Origin of the sequence: Pseudomonas sp. Irchel 3F6, from assembly GCF_900187595.1 — a bacterium.
GTDB classification, from domain to species: Bacteria; Pseudomonadota; Gammaproteobacteria; order Pseudomonadales; family Pseudomonadaceae; genus Aquipseudomonas; species Aquipseudomonas siliginis.
Window position 1 is genome coordinate 50007 of the sequence record NZ_FYDP01000009.1, and the last position, 25766, is coordinate 75772.

Sequence of the window (25766 nt, forward strand, 5' to 3'; positions counted from 1 at the left end):
GCGAGCCTGCTCGCGAAGAGGCCATCCCATTCACCGCTATCATTTCAGGAACCCCACCATGCCTACCCTCCACAAAATCCTGATCGCCAACCGCGGTGAAATCGCCTGCCGCATCCAGCGCACGGCCCAGGCGCTGGGTTATCGCACCGTCGCCGTGTTCAGCGACGCCGACGCCGATGCGCTACACGTGCAAATGGCCGACCAAGCCGTACATATCGGCCCGGCGCCGGTGCAGCAGTCCTACCTCAACATTGCGGCGATCATCGACGCCGCCCGACGCAGCGGCGCCGATGCAATTCACCCGGGCTACGGTTTTCTCTCGGAAAACGCCGATTTCGCCCGCGCCTGCGCCGAAGCCGGGCTGATCTTCATCGGTCCCAGCGTCAAAGCTATCGAACTGATGGGCAGCAAACGCCTGTCGAAAATTGCCATGCTCGACGCGGGCGTGCCATGCATTGCCGGCTACCAGGGAGCAGCGCAGGACGACGCGACGCTGCTGGCCGAAGCCGCGCGGATCGGTTATCCGCTGATGATCAAGGCCAGCGCCGGTGGCGGCGGACGCGGCATGCGTCTGGTGCACGAGGCCAGCGAACTGGCGGCGCAACTGCGTACCGCGCGGTCCGAAGCAATGAACGGTTTCGGCAGTGACGAGTTGATTCTCGAGCAGGCCTTGATCGACCCGCGCCACGTCGAAGTGCAACTGTTCGGCGACCAGCACGGGCATCTGGTCTATCTCGGCGAACGCGATTGCTCGATCCAGCGCCGCCATCAGAAAGTCATCGAAGAAGCGCCGTGCCCGGTGATGACCGCCGAGCTGCGCCAGGCCATGGGCGAAGCGGCGCTCAAGGCCGGGCGCGCGGTGGATTACGTCGGCGCTGGCACCGTGGAGTTCCTCCTCGACGCGCGCGGCCAGTTCTACTTTCTGGAGATGAACACCCGTCTGCAGGTCGAGCATCCGGTGACGGAATCGATCACCGGCCTCGATCTGGTCGCGTGGCAGTTGCTGGTTGCCGAGGGTCAGCCGCTGCCGCTGACGCAGGAGCAGATCCGTCTCGACGGTCACGCCATGGAAGTGCGCCTCTACGCTGAAGATCCCGCTGCGGATTTTCTCCCGCAAACCGGCCGAATTGCCGCATGGCAACCGGCGTCGGGCCACGGTGCACGGATCGATCACGGTCTGCTTGAAGGTCAGTCGGTCAGCCCGTTCTACGATCCGATGCTCGGCAAACTGATCGCCCACGGTGCAACCCGCGAAGAGGCGCGGCGCAAGCTGTTGCGTGCGCTGCAGGACACCGTGCTGCTTGGCGTTCAAAGCAATCAACGCTTGCTCGAGGGCCTGTTGCAACATCCGCAGTTCATCAGCGGCGATTTCAGCACCGCTTTCATCCAGCACCATTTTTCCAACCATGCCAGCCTCAACACTTATGTACCGACGACGGCGCAACTGGCGATTGCCGTGGCGTTGTTCTATCAGGCCAGCGCCCTGCCCCATCGCGCCCCATTGAATGGCTGGCGCAACAACGCCAGCGTGCCGTTGCACTATCGACTGGGCAGTGACGAGCAGGACTGGACGCTGTCGGTGCTGGCGCGCAAATCCGGCGAGTTGGTCGTGCAGGCTGGCGAAAGCACTGTGGCGGTGAAAATCATTGAGCACGCCGCGCAATCGATCACCCTCGAAGTCGACGGTCTGCGCCAATGTCACGCCTATCGTCTGCACGATCGGCAGCTGTGGCTGTTCACCCATCCGGGCAGCCTGCGCCTGGAGGATCGAACTCATGCGCCGATCGACAGTCAGACCAGCGTCGCTTCCGGCACCCTCAAAGCGCCGATGGACGGTGCCATTGTCGACGTGCTGGTCAGCGAGGGCAGTACGGTCAGCAAGGGTCAATTGCTGGTGGTACTGGAGGCAATGAAAATGGAGCATCCGTTGAAGGCCGGCATCGATGGCGTGCTCAAACGGGTGCAAGTGAAGGTCGGCGATCAGGTAAAAAATCGTCAGGTTCTGTTGCAGGTCGAGTAGTCGCCCGGGCACAAGCGCGGGGTTTGACTACGCTCTGATAAATCAGAACGCGGAAATCAGGAACCCTGCGATGCCCCATTGGCTGGTCATAGATCTGGAAGCCACCACAGACGAGGGTGGCTGGCCGGTCACGGAGATGGAAATAATCGAGATCGGTGCGACCCTGGTCGACCGCGCCGGGCGCGAGCAGGATCACTTCCAGCGCTTCGTCAAACCGACCCGCCGGCCATTGCTGACGTCATTCTGTCGGGAGCTGACACACATCACTCAGGCCAACATCGATTCGGCACAACCGCTGAGCGAGGTCTGGCCAGCCTTTGAGCGTTGGCTGGCACAGCATCAGGCTCGCGTTGAAGGCTGGGCCAGCTGGGGCGGTTACGATCGCCAGCAGTTGCTCCAGGAGTGGCAGCGCCTGCACATCGACAGCGGCCTGAGCAAAGTCCCGCACATGAACCTCAAACAACGCTTCGCCAAGGCCCGCCGCCTGGAACGACCGCTGGGGCTCAACGCCGCGTTGCAGCTAGCGGGCATGCAGTTCAACGGCCAACAACATCGCGCGCTGGAAGATGCCCGCAATACCGCGCGGTTATTGCCGCTGGTCCTGCCGCTTTAGACGCGTGACGGCGCGAAAAGCCTTGTGCATACTGGCCGCCCCCTTTTAAGCCCTTTTCGAGGAATCCGCCCATGTTTAAAGTCAACGAGTACTTCGACGGCACCGTCAAGTCGATCGCCTTTGGCACCGCTGAAGGTCCGGCGACCATTGGCGTCATGGCCCCGGGCGAATACGAATTCGGCACCAGCCAGCGCGAGATCATGCATGTGGTTTCCGGCGCGCTGAGCGTAAAACTGCCAGACAGCAGCGACTGGGAAACCTTCGCCGCCGGCAGCCAGTTCAACGTCCCGGCCAACAGCAAGTTCCAACTGAAAGTCGCCGTTGATACCGCTTACCTGTGCGAATACCGCGGCTGATCCCGCCGGTTTCACTGCGCAAAAAAATGCCCGCGTCCAAAAGACCCGGGCATTTTTCGTTTCAGCGACAACCTATTCGAGGATTTCCACCGGCATGCCGACTTCCAGGCGGCCGTTGCCGTCGTTGACCAGATTCTGCCCGAACATCGCGCCATCAGCGGTGCTGCGGTGCTTCTGCAACGTCGCGAACGGCTCGCGATCGGCGCTACGCTCACCGGTTTGCGGGTCGACAGTGGTCATGATGCAACGCGCGCACGGCTTGACCACGCGGAATTCGATGTCGCCAATGCGAATACGCTTCCAGTTGTCCTCGGCGTAAGGCGCGCTGCCTTCGATGACCAGATTCGGACGGAAGCGCAGCATCTCCAGCTCTCGCCCTACCGTTTCCGAGAGTGCCAGCCGCGAGGCTTCGCCGATCAGCAGCAATGGATAACCGTCGGCGAACGCCACTTGATCGTCGTCCTTGCCGAAACCCGACTGCGTGGTGCGCGCCCGCTCAAGTGGCATTTGCACCAGACGTGTCGGCTTGCCGAGGAAGTCACTGACAAAACGCGCGGCTTGATCACCAGCGTCCGGCACCCGCAGGGTGTCACGCCAGATCGTCACACCGCGCAGCTCGGCGTCGGCAGCGGGCAGCGCGACTTCGATAGCACCCTGCTCGGGAGCGCTGAGGGTCAGACCGCCGCCGGCATTCCATAACGCCGACAGCTGACTCATCTTCGCTTCGGCACGCTGGGTCAGAAAGCGCCCGCTGGCCTCGTCCACCAGCATCCAGCGTCGGTCGCCCGCCAGCCCGAGCTTGTCCAGCTCAATGCTTTGCAGGATTTCGCCCTTGCCGGATTTCAACGGGTAACGATAAAGCGCGCTCAGACGCAGCATGGCCAGCTTCCTTGGAGGAAAAACGCCACCCTATACGAGCTTCAATAGCGAATCAAAGCCGTCATTAATGTAAATACACTTCTGTGGGAGCGAGCCTGCTCGCGAAGAGGCCGGCACATTCACCATCAATGTGTCCGACCCTGCGCTTCCGCGAGCAGGCTCGCTCCCACAGGAAGCAAAATGTGCGTGTTTCAGGCCGGCACGGCGTCGAGCATCAGACGCTGGCGCACCACGTCGACCAGTTTGTCCGGCTGGAATTTGGAAAGGAAGTTGTCGCAACCGACCTTCTTCACCATCGAGTCGTTGAAACTGCCGGACAGCGAGGTGTGCAGCACGACGTACAGGCCACGCAGGCGAGGGTCGTTGCGGATCTCCGTGGTCAGGCGATAGCCGTCCATTTCCGGCATTTCCGCATCGGTGAAGATCATCAGCAGTTTATCGGTCATATGCACGCCGGTATCGGCCCAGGCCTTGAGCATGTTCAAGGCTTTCAGACCGTCGCTGGCAATGTGCATTTTCACCCCGAGCTGGCCGAGGGTATCGCGCAATTGCGAAAGCGCCACGTTGGAATCATCCACCAGCAACACTTCGCGGCCACGGGCGCGCTCGAGTACCGGATCGTCGAGTTTCTCGCGCGAGACCTTGGCGTTGTACGGGACGATTTCAGCGAGGACTTTCTCGACGTCGATGATCTCCACCAGTTGATCGTCGACCTTGCTGATCGCGGTCAGATAATGCTGGCGGCCCGCACTGGTCGGCGGCGGCAAAATGGCTTCCCAGTTCATGTTGACGATGCGGTCGACACCGCCGACGAGGAAGGCCTGCACCGAACGGTTGTATTCGGTGACGATGATCGTGCTGTTCGGGCCCGGCACCAGTGGGCGCATGCCGATTGCCTGGGACAGGTCGATCACCGGCAATGTCTGCCCGCGCAGATTGACCACGCCGCAGACGAAGGGATGACGCTGCGGCATCAGGGTCAGCTTGGGCAGTTGCAGCACTTCCTGAACCTTGAACACGTTGATCGCGAACAGCTGGCGTCCGGCCAGGCGAAACATGAGGATTTCCAGGCGATTCTCACCCACCAGTTGCGTGCGTTGGTCTACCGTGTCGAGAATGCCGGCCATCAATGACTCCTGGGCTTGTTCTGATGAATTCACTATGGGGGTTTATCGGCTGCATTCAGCTAATCTTGATTGCTGTAAAGCACGTCGCTAAAAATGCCACAAACGGCCATTGATGTCACACTGACATCATGCTTTACTGGCATTCGTGATTTCATCTGCTAGATTCATTGCGGCGCGACCTCGGTTTGCACGTTAGGTTCCCGCGCCTAAGGGATTCCCCTAGGATCAATCAGGCCCAACCTGATATTCGCCATTTCCAATAGCCATTACTGTGACGCCATTCTCATTGCATGAACGGAGTCAGGCTATTGTGTGCGATCGCAATTCAGTGGCAACCCACCCTCTGGAACCCCTCGGTCCGTGCACCTGCACCGCCGGGCGCGATCTGCCGACGATTCACGATCGTCGCCACACACGGCCATCCGTCAACCAACACGACGTGGTGGAGATGAACATGCCAATCGACCGTAAAGACTGGGCGCAACGCTTCCCCGAATTTCTGGTCGAGGCCGAAACGCTTCTCGCCAAGTCCGAAGAATGCCTGAGCCATCTGCAACTGATCAGCAATGACAAGGATGCCATCGACTGCATGCTCGGCACTCTGCTGAAGCTGGCCGGCCGGGCCGAAGCACTGGCGCTGGAAGCGATCTCCGAGTTTTCCCTGCACATCTACAGCCTGCTCAATTTGCAGCAGGACCACGTCGATCTGCACGAGCAGGCCCTCGATGCGTTACGCGACTGCCTGACCTTGATGGCGTGGCAGCTTGAGCTGGTCGATCCCAAGACCGGGCAGCTGACCCTGGATAAAAGCGAACAGACTGATCTGCTCGAAGCCTTCGCGGCACAAATGGGCCAAACCTCGTTCGAGCCCAAGAGGGTGAGCAAACGTTTGCTCTCTTCATCCTTTACCGCGCGCCAGGCTTGAGCCGGTAAGTCGCGATATTGTCGTAAATGAATACTTCGTGCCTGAAAGCGACAATCCGGGGCAAATAATCAGCCCGACCAACGGCTAATTTTCAGGTGCCGCCCTCAGGGTTTTCCCTGTGCCCACCGAGCGACACTTCCAGGCAAATCGAAGTGATCCAAATACAACAACTCCAACTTTTTCCAATATGGAACTTGCGTCCAGGATCCGATATTTCCTGACTGAATAGACATATATAGCAACCGCGACCAACGGTATGTTAAGTGGTATTATGCCGCCGGTTAGTTGCCTGTCGGTTAATGGCATACTGACTTCAGTGTTACCTTTTCGATGTTATTGCCAGTCAATGATCGCTTAATGAATGCGGATTGAATCAATAACATAAATGACAGTATTTCCACACAGAGATCCGCCAGTCACCGGTCGGTCTGCCCGCAGCGAACATCCATTGGCTCCATCCGTTATGTACGCCAGTCTCAAGTCACTTATCACATGGCCACCTTCTCGGGAAAACGCCCGGCGCTTCACACTTGTCCTGTGTGTTCTGGCGACCTTGGGCAGTCTGCTGGCGTATGTTGTTTCCGCACGCCTTCCTTTGGGATTGCTGGCGCTCGACATCGCCGCCACCGCGTGCGTCTGGGTGCAATATCGCTTGTCACGCAAATCGATCAAGTTTCAACCACAAGAGCTGGCTGATCGACTGTTGCAAGTCCAGGAAAACGAGCGTCATCGCCTCAGCCGTGAATTGCACGACGATATCGGCCAGTTGCTCACTGCCGCCAAGCTGCAAAGTGACTGGCTCAAACGCCGCCTGCCGGAGGATCTGCAGGAACAATGCAAGGTGCTCTGCGACACACTGGATGAAACCCTGACCAAGGTGCGTGACGTCTCGGCGATTCTCAATCCACGTCAATTGACCAGTCTGGGCCTAGAAGCCAGCCTGCGTGCGCACTTGCTCAAGACACTGGCCAACACGCCGGTCAACTGGAGTCTCGATTGCCAGCAACGGCTCAACGGCATCCCCGAGGAAATGGCCGTCGCCGCGTTTCGCATCGCCCAGGAAGCCGTGACCAACATCCTGCGCCACGCACAGGCAAAAAACCTGTTGATTCGGGTACAGCGATTGCCGCAAGGTCTGACGCTGTTGATCAGTGATGACGGCCTGGGTTTTGCCCCGGCGGCCGACCCGGCCAGAGAAGGTCAACGCGGCATGGCCGGAATGGCCGAGCGTATCGAACAGTTGGGCGGCACATTGAGCGTTATCAGCGAGCCGGGCAAAGGCACTCGAATCGAAGCACTATTCCCGTGGGCGCCTCGGGCACTCGAACGGGCCAGTACGAATAAGGTTATGCGTTGACTTGTAACTTACTTCTGGTGGATGACCACTCGCTGATCAGAGCCGGCGTGCGTGCTCTGGTTCTGGATATTCCCGGTTACGCGGTAGTCGGCGAAGCCAGTGATGGTTCGCAATTGCTCGAAATGGTCGAGCAACTGAGCCCCGACATCGTATTGCTGGACATCTCGATGCGGGAAACCGGTGGCCTGGAAGCGCTGCAACGCCTCAAGCGTGTGCGGCCGCAGAGCAAAGTGCTGATTCTGTCGATGCACACCGACCCGGCGCTGATCATGCAGGCGCTGGAGTCCGGTGCCCATGGCTACCTGCTCAAGGACACCACGGCCACCGAGCTCGAGCACGCGCTGGAAGCCCTCCGCAACAACGAACGCTATCTCAGCCCGGCCATCGCTCACACCGTGATCAATCAGGCACTGACCCGCAACCAGAAAAGCCAGCCGGACATCGCCGATTCGCACAATCTGACCGCGCGCCAGCTGGAAATCCTTCGCCTGATCGTGCGCGGCAAATCGACCCGGGAAATCGCCAATGGCCTGGGCTTGAGCGTCAAGACCGTGGAAACCCACCGCGCACAGATCATGAAACGCCTGCAGATCTATGACGTGGCGGGCCTGGTGCTGTTCGCCGTGCGCGAGCAGATCATCAGTCTTGATGACTGACTGGCGTCAGTTGACTCAATAGCGGCGAGTCCTTTGGCAAGTGCACCTGCAACGCTGCGGGTTTCGCAACAAAACGCAGACTGTCACCTTCCAGTGGCTCGCCGTCGAGATTGATGCTCAGCCCTTCGGCGACCTTGATCTCGACCCACGGCAATCGCGCCCGCACGAACATGTTGTCGAGGCCGAAGCCCTCGCTCAGCAGATTCTTCAGCGTGCCGACCAGTTCTTGCGGTGCCGGCAGGATACTGATGTCCAGCAAACCATCATCGACCTGTGCCTCGGGGCACAGCACATGGCCGCCACCCGCCTGCCGCCCGTTACCGATGCCCAGCGCCAGCAGCTCACCCTGCCAATGGAAATCCGGGCCTTGCAACTCGCCGTAAGCGGCATGCAGTTCGCTGAACCGGGTCAGGCCGGTAAACAGATACGCGGCGCCGCCCAAGACCTTCTTCAGATCTTCCGAAGTATTGGCGGTCACCTGGCTGCCGAATCCGCCGGTCGCCATGTTCAGGAAAATCTGCCCGCCCACTTCGCCCAGATCGATATCCGAGGGCTGAACATCCAGTAGCTCAAGGGCTTCGGCAGGCTCCAGGGAAATACCGGCGGCGCGGGAGAAATCGTTGGCGGTTCCCAGCGGCAGCAACACAAGACTGGCTTTTTGCGGATGCTGAGCCAGCGCCTCGGCAATATCGCGCAACGTGCCATCACCGCCACCGGCGATGATTTTGCTGTAGCCGGCCGCCAACGCTTCCTCGACCAGACGCTGGGCGTCGCCGGCCTCCCAGGTCACTCGCACAGCCAGTTCCCAGCCTTGCTCACGCTTGGCTTCGACGGCAGCGCGGACATCCTCGTTGAGTGCCTGTTTGCCATGCAAGATCAGCAGTGCCCGGCGTTCACTCATAACGTCACTCCAAGAATTGAAATCGATTGAAACATCTTGACCACTGTGCGCCTTAAAAAAGCCACCGAGCTGGCAATTAATTCTTCGTCCAACTGCTGGCGTCCTACACAGCGGTATTTTTTCTTACGAAACAAGAGGAATCGGCTTAATTGACCCCGTCCGACCATTGGGTCACCGTGTGCCAGCAGCATCAACCTTCAACCCATTAACACAAGGATGTGCCGGTAATGAACGGATACCCCCCGATTTATTTCCATGAATCGAGCAATGGCAAAACCAGCAAGCGTGCAGTTGATACGATCGGCGAGAACTTCCATGCACAACCATGAAACCAAGGCACCGGTGAGCCCGGTCGCCGCTCTCGCCGAAAGTCGTGCCAGCAAGAAACCAGACTTCTGTAACAGCGCCAAGACCCCTGGAGAGTTTGATATGGAACCCCGAGTCAGCGAGCTGGAGACTCACTTCAAATACATGCGCCGCGATATGGACGAAGTGCTCAATGATGTCCGGACGATCAAACACCGCCTGGCGTATTCGGCGGGTGCCACCGCTGTCATCCTCGGACTGCTGGGCTGGGTGGCCAACAGCCGATTCGACCAGTTGGTGACATTGATCAGCAACTGACCGAATCATTCGTTGCACGCGCCGTGCGTATCAGCCGACGCGTGCATGGGCGAGATGCTCTACCCCAGAAGGTCACTGAGGGGAATGAAGCTCACTGCATCACCCTCGCTCAGCGTGCGGCCTTCTCGGACTTCCACCAATCCGTCGGCCCACGCCGCGCTACGCAGCACACCCGAACTCTGGTTGCGGTAAATGATCGCCCGCCCCTGCTCCAAGCGCCCGCGCAGATATTCACGACGGTTGCCGGCCACCGGCCAGACAAAGCCTGCTGGCACTGCAAACTTGAGCGGCTCGACATCTTGCACACCCAGGCGTCGCAACAGATAAGGCCGCGTCAGCAAGGCGAACGTCACCAGCGTAGAGGCGGGATTGCCGGGCAGGCCAATCACCGGCACGTTGCGGAAATGGCCGAACGTCAACGGTTTTCCAGGCTTGATGGCCAGCTTCCACAAGGCCAGTTCGCCTTCCTCTCGCAAGGCAATGCCGAGAAAATCCGCTTCACCGACCGAGACACCGCCAGTAGACAGAATCAGATCGACATTTTGCAGTTCGCCCAGCCGCGCCCGCGTCGCGGGTAGATCGTCCGGAAGAATTCCGCCATCGATCACTTCGCAGCCCAGACGCTGCAACCAGCTGCACAGAAGTACGCGATTGCTGTTGTAGATCTGGCCCGGACCCAATGCCTGACCGGGTTCAACCAGCTCGTCCCCAGTGGACAGAACCGCCACCCGCGGCTTGCGCACGACGTTAACCCCGGCACAGCCAAGCGAAGCAGCCAGGCCCTGCTCAATCGGTCCGAGCCGGGTGCCAGCTTGCAGCACCAATTCACCGACCGTGGTTTCCTGGCCCTGCGGACGAATGTTCTGCCCGGCCTTCAAAGGCTCAAGAAAGCGCACTCGGCCGTCGGCCTGAACTTCGGCGTTTTCCTGCATCTCGACACAGTCAGCGCCCGCCGGTAACGGCGCCCCGGTAAAGATGCGTGCGCAGGTACCTGGTTCCAACGACTGCGGAGATTGCCCGGCAAACACCTTTTGACTGACCGGCAGCGGCTCGCCCTGCCAATCAGCCAGGTTCAAGGCGTAGCCGTCCATGGCGCTGTTCGGCCACGGCGGCAGATCCAGCGTCGAGATCAGATCTTCAGCCAGCACCCGCCCTTCGACTTGAGACAGCGGCAAGTATTCGCGCTCGACAATGCGCGACGCATCGGCCATGGCCAGCAAACGCTCGAGCGCCGTTTCGACAGGCAGCAGACTGCCGGTCTTGCCCGGCTTACCCACGGGATTCACACGGCGCCGCCTGCTTCAGGTGGGTGACGAAGTTGCACGGACGATGACGGGCGTCCAGTTGCTCAGCGAGAATGCCGTCCCAGCCGGTGCGCACTGCATTGGTCGAACCCGGCAGGCAGCACACCAGCGTGCCGTTGGCCAGACCAGCCAAGGCCCGGGACTGCACGGTCGAAGTGCCGATATCGGCCACGGAGATCTGGCGGAACAGTTCGCCGAATCCGTCGACCTGTTTGTCGAGCAGGCATGCCACCGCTTCCGGTGTGCTGTCACGCCCGGTAAAGCCAGTGCCGCCGGTGATCAGCACAACCTGGACCACATCGTCGGCAATCCAATTGGCGACTTGCGCGCGAATTTTGTAGAGATCATCTTTAAGCAAAACACGCTCGGCCAGCGCGTGACCGGCCGCGATCAAGCGATCGACGAAGACCTGGCCGGAGGTATCGGTTTCCAGGGTTCGGGTGTCGCTGACAGTCAGCACCGCAATATTGAGCGGCACGAAAGGTACATCAGCCTTGGCTTTCATAGGCTCTTCCAGTTGTAGGGGAAACAGCCCGGTGTTATATCACAGCGGCTCATTTTTCCGCCGCCCCTCTGGAGAGTCGTCATGCCCTCGAACAAGCCGTTGCCACCCTGCTCCGTCCTGCTTCTGGCCGGTGGACGCGGTCAACGCATGGGCGGTCAGGACAAGGGCCTCATCGAGTGGCTGGGCGAGCCGTTGATCGCGCATCTCCAGCGCAAGGTACGGCCGCTGACCGACGATCTGATCATCTCGTGCAACCGCAATCGCGAGCGTTATGCCGGGTTTGCCGATCAGTTGGTAATGGATGATGAAGGCGATTTCCCCGGGCCGCTGGCCGGTATTCGTGCTGGACTGAAAGCGGCGCGCCATGCGCATTTGCTGGTGTTGCCATGCGATGTGCCGCGAATCGACACGGCGTTGCTGGAAGCCATGCTGACCACTGCCGATCTGCAACGTGAAAAACCTTTAATGCTGCGCCACGGCGAGCACTGGGAACCGCTGTTGTGCGTGATTCCGGTGGCGCTGTTGCCAGCGTTCGAAGCAGCCTGGAATGCAGGCGAGCGCAGCCCGGGCAGGGTGATGCGCAGTCTCGGCGCCGTCGCATTGCAATGCCCTGACAACGACCCGCGACTGGCCAACCTCAACACCCCCGAACTGTTACATCTGCACAACACTGTGTCAGACTGACACTATCCAAGGAACTCTCACGCCTTGTTTACGTCTCAAGCTCAGTAACCAGAAGATTTCCCATTCGGAGACACACTCATGACTCAACGGACCCTCGCCACTTTCATGCTCGCACTGGGCCTGGCAACCCTCGCCGGTTGCTCCTCGCCGACAGTGATCACCTTGAATGACGGTCGCGAAATCCAGGCCGTCGACACCCCGAAATACGATGATGATTCGGGCTTCTACGAGTTCCAGCAGCTGGACGGCAAAGAGACCCGCATCAACAAGGATCAGGTTCGTACCGTTAAAGAGCTGTAAGGCTCCGCGTCGTTACCGGATACAGAAAAGCCCGCATTGTCATGCGGGCTTTTTCATGGGCGCTCGGAAAGCAGTTTCAGCATTACCACTGCAAGGTGATTCGACTCTCGAACTCCCGCAATTCCCCGGTCACCGGGTCAATGAAGCGCAGGCCTTGCGCAAGCAGCTTCAACGGGTTGGCGTAGTCGTCCTCGACATCTTTCAACACCGTCGGATAAAACGGGTCGTTGCAAATACTCGCTCCCAGCGCCGTCATGTGCACCCGCAACTGATGCTTCTTGCCCGTCACGGGATACAGGCCATAGCGCCACAGATCACCATTTTTCTCACGCACCTCGACCGCCGTTTCGGTATTGCTGGCGCCAGGCCCTTCTTGCATGCGGAAAAACGGCTCGCCATCGACCAACCGGCTCTTGTGCACCAAAGGGAAATTCAACTCGGGCAGCGCCGGGGCGATCGCTTCATAGCGCTTGTCGATCTGCCGCGTCGGGAACAACGACTGATAGGCCGAGCGGGTTTGCGGGTTGGCTGAGAAGATCACCAGACCTGCCGTGTGCCGGTCGATGCGGTGCAGCGGCACCAGATGCGGATTGTCCAGCCGACGGATCAGCCGGCGCAGCAGGGTTTGTTCGACATATTCTCCGGCCGGGGTGACTGGCAGAAAGTGGGGTTTGTCGGCCGCCACCAAGTGTTCATCGGCATAGAGAATCGACTCGAGCACCGGGATCGGCTTCTCGTCCGGCACTTCGCGAAAGTAGTGAATGCGCAAACCTTCCTTGTACGGCAAGTCCAGCGCAATCGGCTGGCCCTGCGCATCCAGCACCCGCCCGCGAGCAATCCGGTCAAGCCATTGTTCGCGGCCGATAGCGCTGAAGTGCTCGCACAGGCAATCGAGTACCGTCAGCCAGGGACCGGGCGGCAAATACAAGGTGCTGGCCTGATTGTGCGCAGCGGAAAATACGGGGCTGGTCATACGAAACAGAAATCCTCAATGCAGGCCGGCATTATCCAACAGTGAGGCAAAGCCACCTAGCGCAGTTTCATCAGGCCGGAATCGACTTGAGGGCCGCCGCTTCGGTGAACTCCTTCAGCCAGCGCAACACATCGACCGCCTCCCAGCGACCCGGATCGTACAAGGCATACAGCAGGCCCTGATAACCGACCACATCCAGTTGCTTGTGATACCCGGCGCGTTGAAACAGGGCTTCGATTTCGGCAAAGCAGGTGTTGAAATGCAGCTTGTTGAACGGCGTCTTGCCTTCCGTGACCAGCCCGTCCAGGCGCAATTCGAGGACGGCCTCGCGCACCACGTCGACCGACATCCGGTTAACGCTGCTCTTCAACTGTTCGACATTGACCACGGTTCATCCCTCTGACTCGATTGCTGTATGGACATACAGTAACCGAAGAAGTCAGCGAGCGCCAACGCAAGGATGTATCGCTGCGACCAGCGGAAGAACGGTAGTAAACCCCATCATCGTAAAAACGCCGCGATTTCATCGCCACTGAACGGCCAATCCAGCTCCGCGCCAGTGTCAACGCGCCGCAGTACCGGGATGCGCAAGCTGTATTTTTCGAACCACGATTCGTCTTCGGCAATGTCCACCAGTTCAACCAGCAGACCATGCTCGACGAAGGGCATCAGCTCGGCTTCGGCAACTTCACACAGATGACACCCGAGGGTGCCGAACAGCTGACATTCTGGAGACATGACGGCATTACCGGAAAACAAGTGAGCCCATTCTAGGACGCCACTAAACCCTCGTCGACCCAGCGCCGCTCAAAGGACCCAGCGCTCCCGGCGCAAAATCCTGACGCAAATCATTCAGCGCAAATTGCAAATGCGTCATCCTCGCGGACTTTTTGCCTCTACGCTTCAGAGGCCAACGCCCTGACAGCGGAGTGTCCCGTGTTTGCAAATCTGTTGATCATCCTCGCCTCATCCCTGGTGGTGATTGCCCTGTTCCGGCGCCTGCGACTGCCGCCGGTACTGGGTTACCTGTGCGTGGGATTACTGGTCGGGCCGAACGCATTCGACTGGGTCAACGAGAGCGAACATCTGCCGGATGTCGCCGAGCTGGGCGTGGTGTTTCTGCTGTTCTCCCTGGGCCTGGAGTTCTCCCTGTCGAAGATGATTGCGCTGCGTCAGGTGGTGTTTCGCCTCGGCAGTCAGCAAGTGCTGATCAGCGCAGCGCTGCTCGGCACCCTGTTGATGGGCCTGGGCATGCCGCTGATGCCGGCGCTGTTGCTCGGTGCCGGATTATCGCTGTCATCCACGGCGATCGTGACCAAGGAGCTGGGCAGTCTTGGTGAAGTGTTCAGCAGCCACGGCCAGAACGCGGTCGGCGTGTTGCTGTTTCAGGACGTTGTCGCGGTATTGCTGCTGACACTGGTTCCGGTCTTCGCCGGCACCAGCGAGCAGGCCTGGTATTGGGCCTTGCCGTTGACCCTGGGCAAAACCTTGGTGCTGTTCTTCGGCCTGCTGCTCGCCAGTCGCTGGTTATTGCCACGGCTGTTTCATGAAGTGGCGGCCTCGCGTTCGGCGGAGCTGTTCGTCCTGCTGGCGCTGGTGATCGTGCTGCTGACTGCCTGGCTCACGCACTTGCTGGGGCTGTCGCCTGCACTCGGCGCTTTCCTTGCCGGCATGTTGCTCGGGGAAAGCCATTACCGGCACCAGATCGAAGCTGACATCCGGCCCTTTCGCGACATTCTGCTCGGCGTGTTCTTCGTCAGCATCGGCATGCTCATCGACCTGCAACTGTTCGTCAGTCACAGCCTGTTGATCATCGGCCTGACGCTTGGCCTGATGCTGATCAAGGGCACCGTGGTCGCGCTGCTGGTGAAGTGGCGCGGCAGCGACAGCGAAACCGCATGGCGCAGCGGCCTGGCCCTGGCCCAGGGTGGCGAATTCTGTTTTGCCTTGATGGCGCAGATGCAGCAGAACAGCCTGTTGCCGGCCGAACCGGGTGCACTGCTGCTCGCGGCGACGTTCTGTTCGATGCTGCTCACGCCACTGCTGTTGCGTGCGGCGCCGCGCATTGCCGCCGTGCTGCACCGCAAGCCCAATCAGGAAGCGCAGATCGAACAGATCAGCGCGCTCAACGCCGACCTCGACCAGCACGTGGTGATCTGCGGCTACGGTCGCGTCGGCCAATCCATCGGCCGCTTCATGGGCAATGCGGGGCAAGCCTATGTTGCGCTGGACAACGATCCGGTGCGGGTGCAGGAAGCCGCATCCGCGGAAAGCGACGTGCATTACGGCGACTCGTCGCGTGGCGATCTGCTTACAGCCGTCGGCCTGTTGCGCGCCAGGCTGCTGGTGATTGCCGTGGATCAAAGTGACGTGGCGTTGCGCATTCTGCGCGAAGCCCGGCGACTCAACCGACAGGTGCCGATTCTGGTACGCACCCGTGACGACAGCCAATCGGCGGAACTCAGAGCCGCCGGCGCCACTGAGGTGGTGCCGGAGCTTCTGGAGTCGAGCCTGATGCTCGCTTCACACGCGCTGATCATGCTTGGCCTGCCCGCGCACAAAGTGCAGGAGAAGGTCGATCAAGTGCGTATCGATCGCTATCGCCTGCTCCACGGTTTCTATCCCGGAGCCAATGATGAGGAAATCTAGTCCTGACTCACCGCGCCGATCTTGTGCAGCGACAGGTCGGCGCCGTAATACTCTTGTTCCTGACTCAGGCGCAGCCCATGCAATGCCTTGATCGCGCCGTAGACGACGAAGCCGCCGACCAGCGCTACCGCGACGCCAAGCGCAGTGCCGATCAACTGGCTGATCAGGCTGACGCCGCCCAGGCCACCCAGCGCAGACTGACCGAAGATGCCGCAGGCAATCCCGCCCCACACGCCACACAAACCATGCAACGGCCAGACACCCAAGACATCATCGATGCGCCATTTGACTTGCGCAGCGGTAAAGCACCAGACAAACAAGGCTCCGGCGATCGCGCCGGTCACCAGCGCTCCGACCGGATGCATCAGGTCGGAGCCGGCGCAAATCGCCACCAGCCCGGCCAGCGGGCCGTTGTGCAGAAAGCCCGGGTCATTGCGCCCAACGATCAACGCCGCGACGGTACCGCCGACCATGGCCATCAGCGAGTTGACCGCGACCAGGCCACTGACGCCTTGCAGCGTCTGCGCGCTCATCACGTTGAAGCCGAACCAGCCGACAATCAGGATCCACGAGCCCAGTGCGAGAAACGGAATGCTCGACGGCGCGAACGCGACCAGGCGTCCATCGCGATAGCGACCATTGCGCGGGCCGAGCAGCAGAACAGCGGCCAACGCCAGCCAACCGCCCACGGCATGCACCACCACCGAGCCGGCGAAATCATGGAATGCCGCGCCAAACTGCGCCGCCAGCCAGCCTTGCAAACCGAAGTTACCGTTCCAGATCAGCCCTTCGAAGAACGGATAGATAAACGCCACGATCAGCGCCGTCGCGCACAACTGCGGGACAAACCGCGCGCGTTCGGCAATGCCGCCGGAAATGATCGCCGGGATCGCGGCAGCGAAGGTCAGCAGAAAGAAAAACTTCACCAGTCCATAGCCATGGTCAGCCGTGAGCACCGCCGCCGGTTGCATGAAGGTGACGCCATAGGAGATCCAATAGCCTATAAAGAAATAGGCCAGGGTCGAGACGGCGAAATCGCTGAGGATTTTCGCCAGCGCGTTGACCTGGTTCTTCTGCCGGACCGTGCCGACCTCCAGAAAGGCGAAACCGGCGTGCATCGCCAGTACCATCACCGCACCGATCAGAATGAACAACGTGTTGGAGCTGTGAACCAGCGTGTCCACAGCGCTTTGCAGATTTTCCATGAGGAGGCAGACCCAAGGCTAAAAGGCACCAAAGCGGTTCATGTGTGCATTTCATGCACCAAATTACGACTCATCAAATATCCAACGGCAGGGTTGATGAACTGATTTGGCGCATATATCGATGTCTGATCACGAACCGCGAGCAAATGAATTAGAGTTTTCTGCTCGGACGCCCGGCAACAGCGCACATACGCCGAGCGACGCACCACGACACAGCAAAAGTTGTACCAGGCATTTGCACTGAACCTTCGCGCAAGGCTCATACTCGAACGCTTCAAAGCCACCTACGGAGATCCACCCATGGCCAGCATCAAGGCAAAGACTGCTCAAGAAATCCTGATGAACGACTTCCAGACTCTGGTCGCCGACACCGAACGCTTGCTCGAACACACCAAGACACTCGCGGGTGATCAGGCCGATGAGCTGCGTGCCCAGATTCATGACAGCCTGCTGCGTGCCCGGGAAACCCTGAAGGTGACCGAAGACACCCTGCGTGAGCGCGGTCAGGCGGCCGTAACCGCTACTGAAGACTATGTGTCGGCCAACCCATGGCAGTCGGTGGGCATCGCTGCCGGCGTCGGCTTTCTGATCGGCCTGCTGGCAACTCGGCGCTGATCATGTCGATCGGTGAATCCGGCCCGACTGCGGGCACCGCCTCCTCCACGCGTCGCCTCGGCGCTGCCGTTCTGGGCCTGCTGCACAGTCATGTCGAACTGTTCGGCATCGAACTGCAGGAGCAGAAATCACGCACTGTCAGCCTGCTACTGTTCGCCGGCCTGGCGCTGGTTTTTGCCCTGCTGTTGCTGGTAGGTCTGTCGACGCTGGTGATGATCATCTTCTGGGACACCTACCGCCTGGCGGCGATCATCGGCCTGTGCGTGTTTTACACGCTGGCGTCGATCTTCTGCGGTCTGCGCCTCAAAGCGGCGATTTTCGATGAGTCCTCGCCTTTCCACGGCACGCTCGAAGAGCTGGCCAACGACCGGGAGCGCCTGCTGCCATGAGCCTGCCTGAACTTCCGCACAACAGCTCGCGCCGGGAAATGCGCAAGGCGCTGATCCGTCTGCGCATGGAAATGCACCGTCAGGAAATCCGCCACGAAACCGCGCAAGTGCTGCAACCGTTGCAGCGCATGCGTGGCATGAAGCAGAACGTGCAGGACGGTTTCGGCATCAAGCATGCGCCGTTGTTGGGCGTGGCAGCGGTGACGCTGCTGGGCTTCCTCACCGGTAAAGGCTCGAAACGCAGCGGTGGTGGCGGTTTGACGCGACTGCTGCGTCTGGGTACGACGCTTGGGCCGCTGATCAGACTGGTCATGCACAGCTCGGGCAAACGCTGAAGCGCCCATCTGGCTACATTCTTGCAATAGCGCCGGGATGAATCTCCTTATCGGGAGATTCCATCCCGCGTGCCTATCCGGCAGGCGCGGCCAAACCAAAAACAAGATTAAGGACTTGCCGTGATCGACGGGCAACCGCTCGCCTGTTTTCAGCCTTTCATCGATACCGCCACCGGCCGCATTGCAGGCGTCGAAGCATTGGGTCGCCTGCGTCAGAGCGATGGTCAACTGACCTCGGTCGGACCGTTGTTCGCCGATCCGCGCACGCCGGCCACTGCCTTGCGCCGTCTCGATCGGCAGATCCGTGACCACGCCCTCAGCCGCCTGCATGAAGCGCCGGCCGAGTGGTTTCTCAGTCTGAACATGTCGCCACGCTGGATCAGCCGGCTACGCGCCGATCAAGCGCTGCCAAGTCTCAAACAACTGGCGCGACACGAGGTTGATCCGCAGCGCATCGTATTTGAAATCACCGAACTGGGTGGTAACAGCGAACGCCTGGCCCACGTGGTCGAGCGCTACCGTGACGCAGGGGCGAGAATCGCCATTGATGATTTCGGCGCAGGCTATTCGCAGCTGGATCGGGTGCTGGCCCTGCAACCGGACATTCTCAAGCTCGATATGCGCCTGTTTCAGGCTGCAGCCCTCGGCGGACCGAGCAGCGATGTGGTCAAGGCTCTCGCCCAGATGGCCGAGAAAACCGGCTGCTGGATCATCGCCGAAGGCGTCGAAACCGAAGCGCAGCTGAATTTCGCGCTGGAGTGCGGCTCGCGCTATGTGCAGGGATTTCTCTTCGCCCGAGCACAAGAAGAATTCTTCGCTACCGATGCCTTCGTCGCGCATTTCGCGCAATTGCGGCAACGCTACGTGAAGCAGAAACTCAGCGAGCGCGGGCGGCTGATGCAAATGCGTCAGCAGCTCAGCGAACTGATGGCGATTCTGCAGCAATGGGCGCAGGCCCGCGCCCCGCTCAGTGCGTTGCCGCAATTGCAGGCGTTTCCCTGGCTGCTGCGCTTTTATCAGTGCGACCGCCACGGCACGCAACTGACTCCCAACCTCGAATGGCGCCATGACGGCTGGTTTGCCGATGACCGCTATCTGGGGCACAACTGGTCGTGGCGACCGTATTTCTATCATCTGCTGGCCGAAGGCTGGGAAGAACGCCGCCTGACCCTGTCGAACACCTATCGCGATGCCACCAGCAACCAGTATTGCCTGACTGCGGGGCAGTTTTTCGATAACGGTGAACGCTTGCTGTTGATCGATATCGACGCAGCAGGCCTGTAGTTCCGCTTGCAGGCGCGCAGCCGAACCGGGAAGCTAGGGCGATCAGTCACCAGACGGAGAGATTCAGCCTTGGATTGGCCAACCCTGCTCAACCGCGAACGCCTCGGCAAGCCGCTGCACAGCCCCCAAGAACTCGGCCGCAGCCCTTTTCACAAAGACCATGACCGCATCATTTTCTCCGGTGCCTTTCGCCGCCTCGGGCGCAAGACCCAAGTGCACCCGGTCACCAGCAACGATCACATTCATACCCGCCTGACCCACTCGCTGGAAGTCAGCTGCGTCGGCCGTTCGCTGGGCATGCGTGTCGGTGAAACCTTGCGCAGCGCGCTGCCAGACTGGTGCGACCCGGCCGACCTCGGCATGGTCGTGCAGTCGGCCTGCCTGGCCCATGACATCGGCAATCCGCCATTCGGCCATTCCGGCGAAGACGCGATTCGCCACTGGTTTCAACAAGCCGCCGGGCGCGGCTGGCTCGATGGCATGAGCGAAGCCGAGCGTGGTGATTTCCTCAATTTCGAAGGCAATGCTCAAGGCTTTCGCGTGCTGACGCAGCTTGAATATCACCAGTTCGATGGCGGCACGCGCCTGACTTACGCGACGCTGGGCACCTATCTGAAGTACCCGTGGACCGCGCGCCACGCCGACTCCCTCGGCTACAAGAAACACAAATTCGGCTGCTATCAGAGCGAATTGCCGTTGCTCGAACAGATCGCGCACAAACTCGGTCTGCCGCAAATCGAAGACCAGCGCTGGGCACGCCATCCACTGGTCTACCTGATGGAAGCCGCCGATGACATCTGCTATGCGCTGATCGATCTCGAAGACGGTCTGGAAATGGAGCTGCTCGAATACGCCGAAGTCGAGTCACTGCTGCTCGGTCTGGTCGGCGACGATTTGCCGGAAACCTATCGCCAGCTCGGCCCGCAGGATTCCCGGCGGCGTAAACTGGCGATCCTGCGCGGCAAGGCCATCGAGCACCTGACCAACGCGGCGGCGCGGGCATTTGTCGAACAGCAGGATGCCCTGCTCGCCGGCACACTGCACGGCGATCTGGTCGAACACATGCACGGGCCGGCAAAGCGCTGCGTGTTGAACGCCAAGGACATCGCGCGCAAGAAGATCTTCCAGGACAAGCGCAAGACGCTGCATGAGATCGGCGCGTATACCACGCTGGAGATTCTGCTCAATTCGTTCTGCGGTGCCGCGCTGGAGCAGCACAACGGCCGCACGCCGTCGTTCAAGAGCCGGCGTATTCTCGATTTGCTCGGCAACAATGCGCCGGACCCTCAAGGTTCGCTGCACAGTTCGTTTCTGCGCATGATCGATTTCATCGCCGGCATGACCGACAGTTACGCCAGTGACATGGCACTGGAAATGACCGGCCGCTCAAGTCATTGATCGTCCCCCATCAGCCGGCCATTGGTCTGGCCGGCTGATGCCCGGTGAGTTATCGCCACGAACGTTATACGCGTTCTTTAAACTGGTAAGACTGGATCGCGCTGACCCAGGCAACCAAACAAAACGAACCGCACTTGTTAAACACAACTTTAAACACCAGTAAATAATTGGAGATCGATATTGGCTCTCGGATAATTTCCATCTTCGGCGAATTGAACGCTCGTGCTTCCTTACGCCAATCCTAATTTCAACGTAGTCCATTTCTTCATTACGCGTAGGATTAATCCGATAACGTAGTCGCGACACTACCAGTCCATGCGAGTGCTCATGCATCTGAGCTAAGGTGCGCGCTTTATTCATGCTTGCATGGGACTCTATTTATGAACTCCGTTTTTATTGTGGACGATCATCCGGTCATCCGCCTCGCCGTGCGAATGCTCCTGGAACATGAAGGCTACAAGGTCGTCGGTGAGACCGATAACGGTGTCGATGCCATGCAGATGGTCCGTGAATGCATGCCCGACCTGGTCATTCTCGATATCAGCATCCCCAAGCTGGACGGCCTCGAAGTGCTGGCCCGCTTCAACACCATGGGTTCCAATTTCAAGATTCTGATTCTGACGGCGCAGTGTCCTACGCTGTTCGGTATCCGCTGCATGCAATCCGGTGCATCGGGATATGTCTGCAAGCAGGAAGACTTGAGCGAATTGGTCAGCGCAATCAAAGCGGTACTTTCCGGATACAACTACTTCCCCAGTCAGGCACTTAATCCGGTGCGCAGCGATGACACTCGATATGCAGAACTTGAACTATTCAAATCCGTTAATGACCGCGAGCTGATGGTATTGCAGTTATTTGCACAAGGACGCACCAACAAGGAAATAGCCAAGGGCATGTTTCTGAGCAACAAGACCGTCAGCACTTATAAAAAGCGTCTGATGCAAAAACTCAAAGCCAGATCCCTTGTAGAACTTATCGAAATGGCCAAACGTAACGCACTCGTGTGAGACTCCGCATGCCCAGCCGTGTAAAGGACTACCTGATTGCCTTGAGCGCTGTTCTGTACCTGAGCGCCAATGCCCTCGCCGCGCCAAGCGCTTCACCGGACTATGCATTGCTCAGCCGCTCGGCCACCGAGGCCGTTCAAACTGTCCTGCAACCGTCACAACGGCAATGGCTACAGACTCGCAGCGAACTGAAACTGGGTACCTCCGCACCTGATTACCCGCCATTCGACATGACCGTCAGTGGCCAGGACTACGAGGGACTGACCGCCGATTACGCAGGGATTCTCGGTCAGGCCACCGGTTTGCCGATTCGCGTGCAACGCTTTCCCTCGCGCGAGGCTGCAATTCGCGCCTTGATCGATGGCCAGATCGACGTGCTTGGCACAGCCAACGGCTACGAAGCAGGCAATGCCAACCTCGCGCTCTCCACACCTTACGCGGTCGATCAGCCGGTACTGGTGACCCGCGAAGATGAAACCCGCTCGCTAACCGAAGGCCTCGCCGGCCTGCGCCTGAGCATGGTGTATCACTATTTGCCGCTGCCGGAGATCAAGGCGCTGTATCCCAAAGCGCTGATCACCTGCTATCCGTCCTATCAGAACGCAATCAACGCGGTGGCCTTCGACCAGGCCGATGTGTTTCTCGGCGACACCCTCTCCACCCATTACATGATCAACAAGGGCTATCTCAACAACGTTCGCATGGCCAACTTCGGCAAGCAGGAAGCCCATGGCTTCAGCTTCGCCGTGCGGCGCAGCAATCCGCAGTTGCTGGGCATCATCGACACAGTGCTCGCAGCGATCCCGCGCAGCCAGCGCGATGACATCGCCAAACGCTGGAGCGCCGGCAGCGACCTGCTGCTCACCGACAGTAAACTCCAGCTGACGGATCGTGAGGAGAACTGGCTCAAGCAGCATCCCGTCGTCAGCGTAGTGGTCAATGAGGCGTACGCACCGTTGACCTTCTTCGACAGCGCCGGCAATTTCCGCGGCATCAGTGCCGACCTGCTCGAGCTGATCCGCTTGCGTACCGGCCTGCGTTTCGAGATTCAGCGCAGCCGTAACGATGCGGAAATGATCAGGCAGATCGACAATCACAAAGCCGATCTGATTGCCGCCCTGCTGCCCAGCGCCGAACGTGAAAAAAACCTGAGTTTCAGTCGTCCCTATCTGGAAAATTCCTACGTGCTGCTGACCCGCAAAAGCGCCGACAGCCCGACCAACCTGGCCCAACTCAAAGGCAAGCGTCTGGCGATCGCCCAAGGCAATCCGCTGGTCGCCTACTTGCATGAGAATTTTCCGGGCATCGAACTGATCGAAACCCCCGACACCTTCAGCGCCGTGTCGATGCTGGCCGACAATCACGTCGACGGCGCGGTGAACTCGCTGGTAATCGCCAACTATTTCATCTCATCGCGCATATTCGATCGGCCACTGCAAATCACCACCACGATCGGTACCAGTCAGGCAGCCTTCTCGCTGGCGACCGCCCGTGACAACACCGAACTGGCCTCGATCATCAACAAGGCGCTGCTGAGCATCGCTCCCGAGGAGCTCGGCGTGATCAACGGTCGCTGGCGCGGTTACTCCACCGCCTCCCAGAACATCTGGCAAAACTATCAGCGCCTGTTCTATCAAGTAGTCGCGGCCGCCGGCCTGATCCTGCTGCTGTTACTGACCTGGAACGCCTACATGCGCCACCAGATCAAGCAACGTCAGGCCGCCGAACGCGCGCTGAACGATCAACTGGAGTTCATGCGCTCGCTGGTCAACGGCACACCACACCCGATCTACGTGCGAGATCGCCAGGGTCTGCTGCAAAGTTGCAACGACAGTTATCTCGAAGCGTTCAACGCCAGACGCGAGGACATCATCGGCAAAGGCGTCGTGCAAGGCACTCTGAGCAATGCGTTCGAGGCCGAGGCGTTCCAGGCCGATTACCAGAGAGTCATTGCCGAAGGCATTCCCTTGATACTCGACCGGCCTCTGCACATCGGCAGCCGCCGCCTGACGATTTACCACTGGATACTTCCCTACCGCGACTCCAGCGGTGCCGTTCAGGGCATCATTGGCGGCTGGATCGATATCAGTGAACGCCGCCAATTGTTTGAAAAACTGCGTGCGGCCAAAGAACAGGCAGACGAGGCGAACCGGGCCAAAAGTACCTTCCTGGCAACCATGAGCCACGAGATCCGTACACCGATGAACGCCGTGATCGGCATGCTCGAACTGACCCTGCGACGCATCGATCCGCAACACCCCGATCGCGCTTCGATCGACACGGCCTACCATTCGGCCAAGGATCTGCTCGGGCTGATCGGCGATATTCTCGACATTGCCCGTATCGAATCCGGGCGCCTGAGCCTGTCCCCGGACTGGATCAATCTGGTCGACACGGTGACCTCCGTTGCGCGCATCTTCGACGGCCTAGCGCGGCAGAAAAACCTTGCCTTGCAAGTCGTCTTCAACCCGCCGAACCCGGCTGTGGATGTGCACCTGGATCCGCTGCGCTTCAAGCAAGTGCTGTCCAACCTGGTCAGCAATGCCATCAAGTTCACCGAAAGCGGCCACGTGCGGATCACCCTCGACCTGATCCCGGCAGACGCTGCTGGGCGAACATTGATGCAGCTGACCGTGCAGGACAGCGGCTCAGGCATCAGCGCCGAAGATCAACAGCGCTTGTTCGAACCTTTCTCGCAGGCGGATAACGGCAGTAGGCAGGCAAAAAACGGCGCCGGACTCGGGCTGGTCATCAGTCGCAACCTGTGCGAAATGATGGGCGGACAACTGCAGTTGAGCAGCCAGCCCGGCATCGGCACTCAGGTTTGCATATCGCTGCCGCTGGACAGCCTGCCGGCGAAGGCGAATCCGCCGAAAAGCGAACCGTTGATCAAGCCTGCGACAACGCCGTTACATGTTCTGGTTGTCGACGACCATCCGGCCAACCGTTTGCTCATGTGTCAGCAACTGGAGTTTCTCGGTCATCGCTTCAGCATTGCCGAAGATGGCTGCAGCGGCCTCGAGCGGTGGAAGGCCGATCATTTCGATCTGGTGATCGTCGACTGCAACATGCCCTTGATGAACGGCTATGACATGACCCGTGGGATTCGCCAGCTTGAACTGCAAAACCACCGCCCGCCGTGCACCGTGCTGGGTTTCACCGCCAATGCCCAGCCCGAAGAAGTCCAGCGCTGCAAGCTCGCCGGCATGGACGACTGCCTGTTCAAACCGTTGAGTCTGACCTTGCTCGGACAATGGATCGACGGCATCACGCCGGCATCACCGGCCTCGGTCTTCGACCTGCAAAGTCTGAGCCTGCTGACCGGCAACAACCCCGGGCAAACCCGGCGCATGCTGGTGGAACTGCTCAAGAGCAGCCGTCTCGACCGCGAAGAACTGCTGAGGCTGTCGCCCGAGGATGATCGCGAAGCGCTGGCAGTGGTTGCGCACAAGATCAAGGGCGCAGCACGCATCGCGCAGGCCTCGCGGTTGATCGAATGTTGCGATGAGCTCGAGGACGCCTGCCAGCAAGCGCTCGCGTCACAGGAGATTGCCCGTCGCTGGGCGGCAACCAGCCAAGCGATGCTCGAACTGGCGCAGGCCCTGCAACAGCAATTGACCCTGGCCGATCAAGGCACAGTGAGCGAGTCTTAACTATGCT

General features: G+C 59.7%; 25 protein-coding genes and 2 pseudogenes. 18 read left to right on the forward strand and 9 right to left on the reverse strand.

Features of this window, described 5'->3' with window-relative positions:
- Positions 1-58: 58 nt before the first annotated feature.
- From CKW30_RS24510 to CKW30_RS24520, 4 genes and pseudogenes are all read left to right on the forward strand, one after another.
- Positions 59-1574: pseudogene (locus tag CKW30_RS24510) on the forward strand (acetyl/propionyl/methylcrotonyl-CoA carboxylase subunit alpha); the annotation flags it as partial.
- Positions 1575-1666: 92 nt separating this feature from the next.
- Positions 1667-2020: pseudogene (locus tag CKW30_RS28005) on the forward strand (acetyl-CoA carboxylase biotin carboxyl carrier protein subunit); the annotation flags it as partial.
- Between the two features lie 70 nt (positions 2021-2090).
- Positions 2091-2633 carry an exonuclease domain-containing protein gene (locus CKW30_RS24515; protein ID WP_095182185.1) on the forward strand — a complete coding sequence of 181 codons (543 nt, stop codon included), beginning with the start codon at positions 2091-2093 and terminating at the stop codon, positions 2631-2633.
- Between the two features lie 71 nt (positions 2634-2704).
- Positions 2705-2989, forward strand: coding sequence for a pyrimidine/purine nucleoside phosphorylase (locus CKW30_RS24520; protein ID WP_039759849.1), 285 nt, complete (start codon positions 2705-2707; stop codon positions 2987-2989).
- A 72-nt stretch (positions 2990-3061) separates the two neighbouring features.
- Here the strand turns inward: CKW30_RS24520 and CKW30_RS24525 are convergent, their stop codons facing one another.
- On the reverse strand, positions 3062-3868 hold the full coding sequence (locus tag CKW30_RS24525) for an MOSC domain-containing protein (RefSeq protein WP_095182186.1): 807 nt from the start codon (positions 3866-3868) through the stop codon (positions 3062-3064).
- A 191-nt stretch (positions 3869-4059) separates the two neighbouring features.
- Complete coding sequence (locus CKW30_RS24530) at positions 4060-4995, reverse strand: chemotaxis protein CheV (RefSeq protein WP_016770829.1); 936 nt, start codon at positions 4993-4995, stop codon at positions 4060-4062.
- A 454-nt stretch (positions 4996-5449) separates the two neighbouring features.
- Between CKW30_RS24530 and CKW30_RS24535 the strand changes: the two genes are divergently transcribed.
- The 3 genes from CKW30_RS24535 to CKW30_RS24545 all read left to right on the forward strand — a co-directional run bounded on the left by CKW30_RS24535 (position 5450) and on the right by CKW30_RS24545 (position 7933).
- The gene (locus CKW30_RS24535) at positions 5450-5920 is read left to right on the forward strand and encodes a hypothetical protein (RefSeq protein WP_095182263.1); all 471 of its coding nucleotides are present in this window, start codon (positions 5450-5452) and stop codon (positions 5918-5920) included.
- A 463-nt stretch (positions 5921-6383) separates the two neighbouring features.
- Positions 6384-7277, forward strand: a complete 894-nt coding sequence (locus CKW30_RS24540; protein ID WP_024013690.1) for a sensor histidine kinase — start codon at positions 6384-6386, stop codon at positions 7275-7277.
- Positions 7274-7933, forward strand: coding sequence for a response regulator transcription factor (locus CKW30_RS24545; RefSeq protein ID WP_056788523.1), 660 nt, complete (start codon positions 7274-7276; stop codon positions 7931-7933). The genes CKW30_RS24540 and CKW30_RS24545 overlap by 4 nt, the downstream gene beginning before the upstream one ends.
- Here the strand turns inward: CKW30_RS24545 and yegS are convergent.
- Positions 7917-8834 (reverse strand): lipid kinase YegS, encoded by a 918-nt coding sequence (gene yegS, locus CKW30_RS24550; RefSeq protein ID WP_041478444.1) that lies wholly within the window; start codon positions 8832-8834, stop codon positions 7917-7919. The genes CKW30_RS24545 and yegS overlap by 17 nt on opposite strands.
- 315 nt (positions 8835-9149) lie before the next feature.
- On the opposite strand from yegS, the gene CKW30_RS27360 reads away from it, so the two are divergent.
- Positions 9150-9458, forward strand: a complete 309-nt coding sequence (locus CKW30_RS27360; RefSeq protein WP_172834003.1) for a hypothetical protein — start codon at positions 9150-9152, stop codon at positions 9456-9458.
- A gap of 59 nt (positions 9459-9517) precedes the next feature.
- Here CKW30_RS27360 and glp read toward each other — a convergent pair whose 3' ends face one another.
- Positions 9518-10744: a gephyrin-like molybdotransferase Glp gene (gene glp / locus CKW30_RS24560; RefSeq protein WP_095182187.1), complete on the reverse strand. Its 1227-nt coding sequence runs from the start codon at positions 10742-10744 to the stop codon at positions 9518-9520.
- Positions 10728-11267: a molybdenum cofactor biosynthesis protein B gene (gene moaB, locus CKW30_RS24565; protein ID WP_016770598.1), complete on the reverse strand. Its 540-nt coding sequence runs from the start codon at positions 11265-11267 to the stop codon at positions 10728-10730. The genes glp and moaB overlap by 17 nt, the downstream gene beginning before the upstream one ends.
- 81 nt (positions 11268-11348) lie before the next feature.
- On the opposite strand from moaB, the gene mobA reads away from it, so the two are divergent.
- Positions 11349-11951 carry a molybdenum cofactor guanylyltransferase MobA gene (gene mobA, locus CKW30_RS24570; RefSeq protein ID WP_056788518.1) on the forward strand — a complete coding sequence of 201 codons (603 nt, stop codon included), beginning with the start codon at positions 11349-11351 and terminating at the stop codon, positions 11949-11951.
- 78 nt (positions 11952-12029) lie between these two features.
- Positions 12030-12251 (forward strand): YgdI/YgdR family lipoprotein, encoded by a 222-nt coding sequence (locus tag CKW30_RS24575; protein WP_016770600.1) that lies wholly within the window; start codon positions 12030-12032, stop codon positions 12249-12251.
- An 82-nt stretch (positions 12252-12333) separates the two neighbouring features.
- Here the strand turns inward: CKW30_RS24575 and CKW30_RS24580 are convergent, their stop codons facing one another.
- The 3 genes from CKW30_RS24580 to CKW30_RS24590 all read right to left on the reverse strand — a co-directional run bounded on the left by CKW30_RS24580 (position 12334) and on the right by CKW30_RS24590 (position 13962).
- Positions 12334-13224 (reverse strand): pseudouridine synthase, encoded by an 891-nt coding sequence (locus CKW30_RS24580; protein ID WP_095182188.1) that lies wholly within the window; start codon positions 13222-13224, stop codon positions 12334-12336.
- Between the two features lie 70 nt (positions 13225-13294).
- Complete coding sequence (locus tag CKW30_RS24585) at positions 13295-13612, reverse strand: hypothetical protein (protein WP_016770837.1); 318 nt, start codon at positions 13610-13612, stop codon at positions 13295-13297.
- Between the two features lie 113 nt (positions 13613-13725).
- A complete protein-coding gene (locus CKW30_RS24590; RefSeq protein ID WP_095182189.1) occupies positions 13726-13962 on the reverse strand; it encodes a glutaredoxin family protein in 237 nt (78 codons plus the stop codon).
- 198 nt (positions 13963-14160) lie between these two features.
- Here CKW30_RS24590 and CKW30_RS24595 point away from each other — a divergent pair, with 198 nt between their 5' ends.
- Positions 14161-15873 carry a monovalent cation:proton antiporter-2 (CPA2) family protein gene (locus CKW30_RS24595; RefSeq protein WP_095182190.1) on the forward strand — a complete coding sequence of 571 codons (1713 nt, stop codon included), beginning with the start codon at positions 14161-14163 and terminating at the stop codon, positions 15871-15873.
- Here the strand turns inward: CKW30_RS24595 and CKW30_RS24600 are convergent.
- Positions 15870-17078, reverse strand: a complete 1209-nt coding sequence (locus CKW30_RS24600) for an ammonium transporter (protein ID WP_041478438.1) — start codon at positions 17076-17078, stop codon at positions 15870-15872. The two genes, CKW30_RS24595 and CKW30_RS24600, sit on opposite strands and share 4 nt — an antisense overlap.
- A 300-nt stretch (positions 17079-17378) precedes the next feature.
- Here CKW30_RS24600 and CKW30_RS24605 point away from each other — a divergent pair, with 300 nt between their 5' ends.
- The 7 genes from CKW30_RS24605 (at position 17379) to CKW30_RS24635 (ending at position 25759) form a co-directional block, all read left to right on the forward strand.
- Positions 17379-17693, forward strand: coding sequence for a YqjD family protein (locus CKW30_RS24605; protein ID WP_016770842.1), 315 nt, complete (start codon positions 17379-17381; stop codon positions 17691-17693).
- Positions 17694-17695: 2 nt separating this feature from the next.
- Positions 17696-18082 carry a phage holin family protein gene (locus CKW30_RS24610; RefSeq protein ID WP_008079909.1) on the forward strand — a complete coding sequence of 129 codons (387 nt, stop codon included), beginning with the start codon at positions 17696-17698 and terminating at the stop codon, positions 18080-18082.
- Positions 18079-18417: a hypothetical protein gene (locus CKW30_RS24615; RefSeq protein ID WP_095182191.1), complete on the forward strand. Its 339-nt coding sequence runs from the start codon at positions 18079-18081 to the stop codon at positions 18415-18417. Before CKW30_RS24610 ends, CKW30_RS24615 begins: the two co-directional genes overlap by 4 nt.
- A 120-nt stretch (positions 18418-18537) precedes the next feature.
- Positions 18538-19701: an EAL domain-containing protein gene (locus tag CKW30_RS24620; protein ID WP_095182192.1), complete on the forward strand. Its 1164-nt coding sequence runs from the start codon at positions 18538-18540 to the stop codon at positions 19699-19701.
- A 69-nt stretch (positions 19702-19770) separates the two neighbouring features.
- Complete coding sequence (locus CKW30_RS24625; RefSeq protein ID WP_016770846.1) at positions 19771-21099, forward strand: deoxyguanosinetriphosphate triphosphohydrolase; 1329 nt, start codon at positions 19771-19773, stop codon at positions 21097-21099.
- Between the two features lie 380 nt (positions 21100-21479).
- Positions 21480-22106: a response regulator transcription factor gene (locus tag CKW30_RS24630; protein WP_041478434.1), complete on the forward strand. Its 627-nt coding sequence runs from the start codon at positions 21480-21482 to the stop codon at positions 22104-22106.
- A gap of 8 nt (positions 22107-22114) precedes the next feature.
- Complete coding sequence (locus CKW30_RS24635; RefSeq protein WP_095182193.1) at positions 22115-25759, forward strand: transporter substrate-binding domain-containing protein; 3645 nt, start codon at positions 22115-22117, stop codon at positions 25757-25759.
- Positions 25760-25766 lie beyond the last annotated feature (7 nt).

Excerpts from the sequence above, each read along its gene's own strand:
- CKW30_RS24635 (WP_095182193.1), top strand. The coding sequence starts at position 22,115 with ATGCCCAGCCGTGTAAAGGACTACCTGATTGCCTTGAGCGCTGTTCTG.
- CKW30_RS24600 (WP_041478438.1), bottom strand. The coding sequence starts at position 17,078 with ATGGAAAATCTGCAAAGCGCTGTGGACACGCTGGTTCACAGCTCCAAC.
- CKW30_RS24610 (WP_008079909.1), top strand. The coding sequence starts at position 17,696 with ATGTCGATCGGTGAATCCGGCCCGACTGCGGGCACCGCCTCCTCCACG.
- CKW30_RS24515 (WP_095182185.1), top strand. The coding sequence starts at position 2,091 with ATGCCCCATTGGCTGGTCATAGATCTGGAAGCCACCACAGACGAGGGT.
- CKW30_RS27360 (WP_172834003.1), top strand. The coding sequence starts at position 9,150 with ATGCACAACCATGAAACCAAGGCACCGGTGAGCCCGGTCGCCGCTCTC.
- moaB (WP_016770598.1), bottom strand. The coding sequence starts at position 11,267 with ATGAAAGCCAAGGCTGATGTACCTTTCGTGCCGCTCAATATTGCGGTG.
- CKW30_RS24540 (WP_024013690.1), top strand. The coding sequence starts at position 6,384 with ATGTACGCCAGTCTCAAGTCACTTATCACATGGCCACCTTCTCGGGAA.
- CKW30_RS24605 (WP_016770842.1), top strand. The coding sequence starts at position 17,379 with ATGGCCAGCATCAAGGCAAAGACTGCTCAAGAAATCCTGATGAACGAC.
- CKW30_RS24535 (WP_095182263.1), top strand. The coding sequence starts at position 5,450 with ATGCCAATCGACCGTAAAGACTGGGCGCAACGCTTCCCCGAATTTCTG.
- CKW30_RS24520 (WP_039759849.1), top strand. The coding sequence starts at position 2,705 with ATGTTTAAAGTCAACGAGTACTTCGACGGCACCGTCAAGTCGATCGCC.
- CKW30_RS24630 (WP_041478434.1), top strand. The coding sequence starts at position 21,480 with ATGAACTCCGTTTTTATTGTGGACGATCATCCGGTCATCCGCCTCGCC.
- yegS (WP_041478444.1), bottom strand. The coding sequence starts at position 8,834 with ATGAGTGAACGCCGGGCACTGCTGATCTTGCATGGCAAACAGGCACTC.
- CKW30_RS24590 (WP_095182189.1), bottom strand. The coding sequence starts at position 13,962 with ATGTCTCCAGAATGTCAGCTGTTCGGCACCCTCGGGTGTCATCTGTGT.
- CKW30_RS24525 (WP_095182186.1), bottom strand. The coding sequence starts at position 3,868 with ATGCTGCGTCTGAGCGCGCTTTATCGTTACCCGTTGAAATCCGGCAAG.
- mobA (WP_056788518.1), top strand. The coding sequence starts at position 11,349 with ATGCCCTCGAACAAGCCGTTGCCACCCTGCTCCGTCCTGCTTCTGGCC.
- CKW30_RS24615 (WP_095182191.1), top strand. The coding sequence starts at position 18,079 with ATGAGCCTGCCTGAACTTCCGCACAACAGCTCGCGCCGGGAAATGCGC.
- CKW30_RS24530 (WP_016770829.1), bottom strand. The coding sequence starts at position 4,995 with ATGGCCGGCATTCTCGACACGGTAGACCAACGCACGCAACTGGTGGGT.
- CKW30_RS24575 (WP_016770600.1), top strand. The coding sequence starts at position 12,030 with ATGACTCAACGGACCCTCGCCACTTTCATGCTCGCACTGGGCCTGGCA.
- CKW30_RS24580 (WP_095182188.1), bottom strand. The coding sequence starts at position 13,224 with ATGACCAGCCCCGTATTTTCCGCTGCGCACAATCAGGCCAGCACCTTG.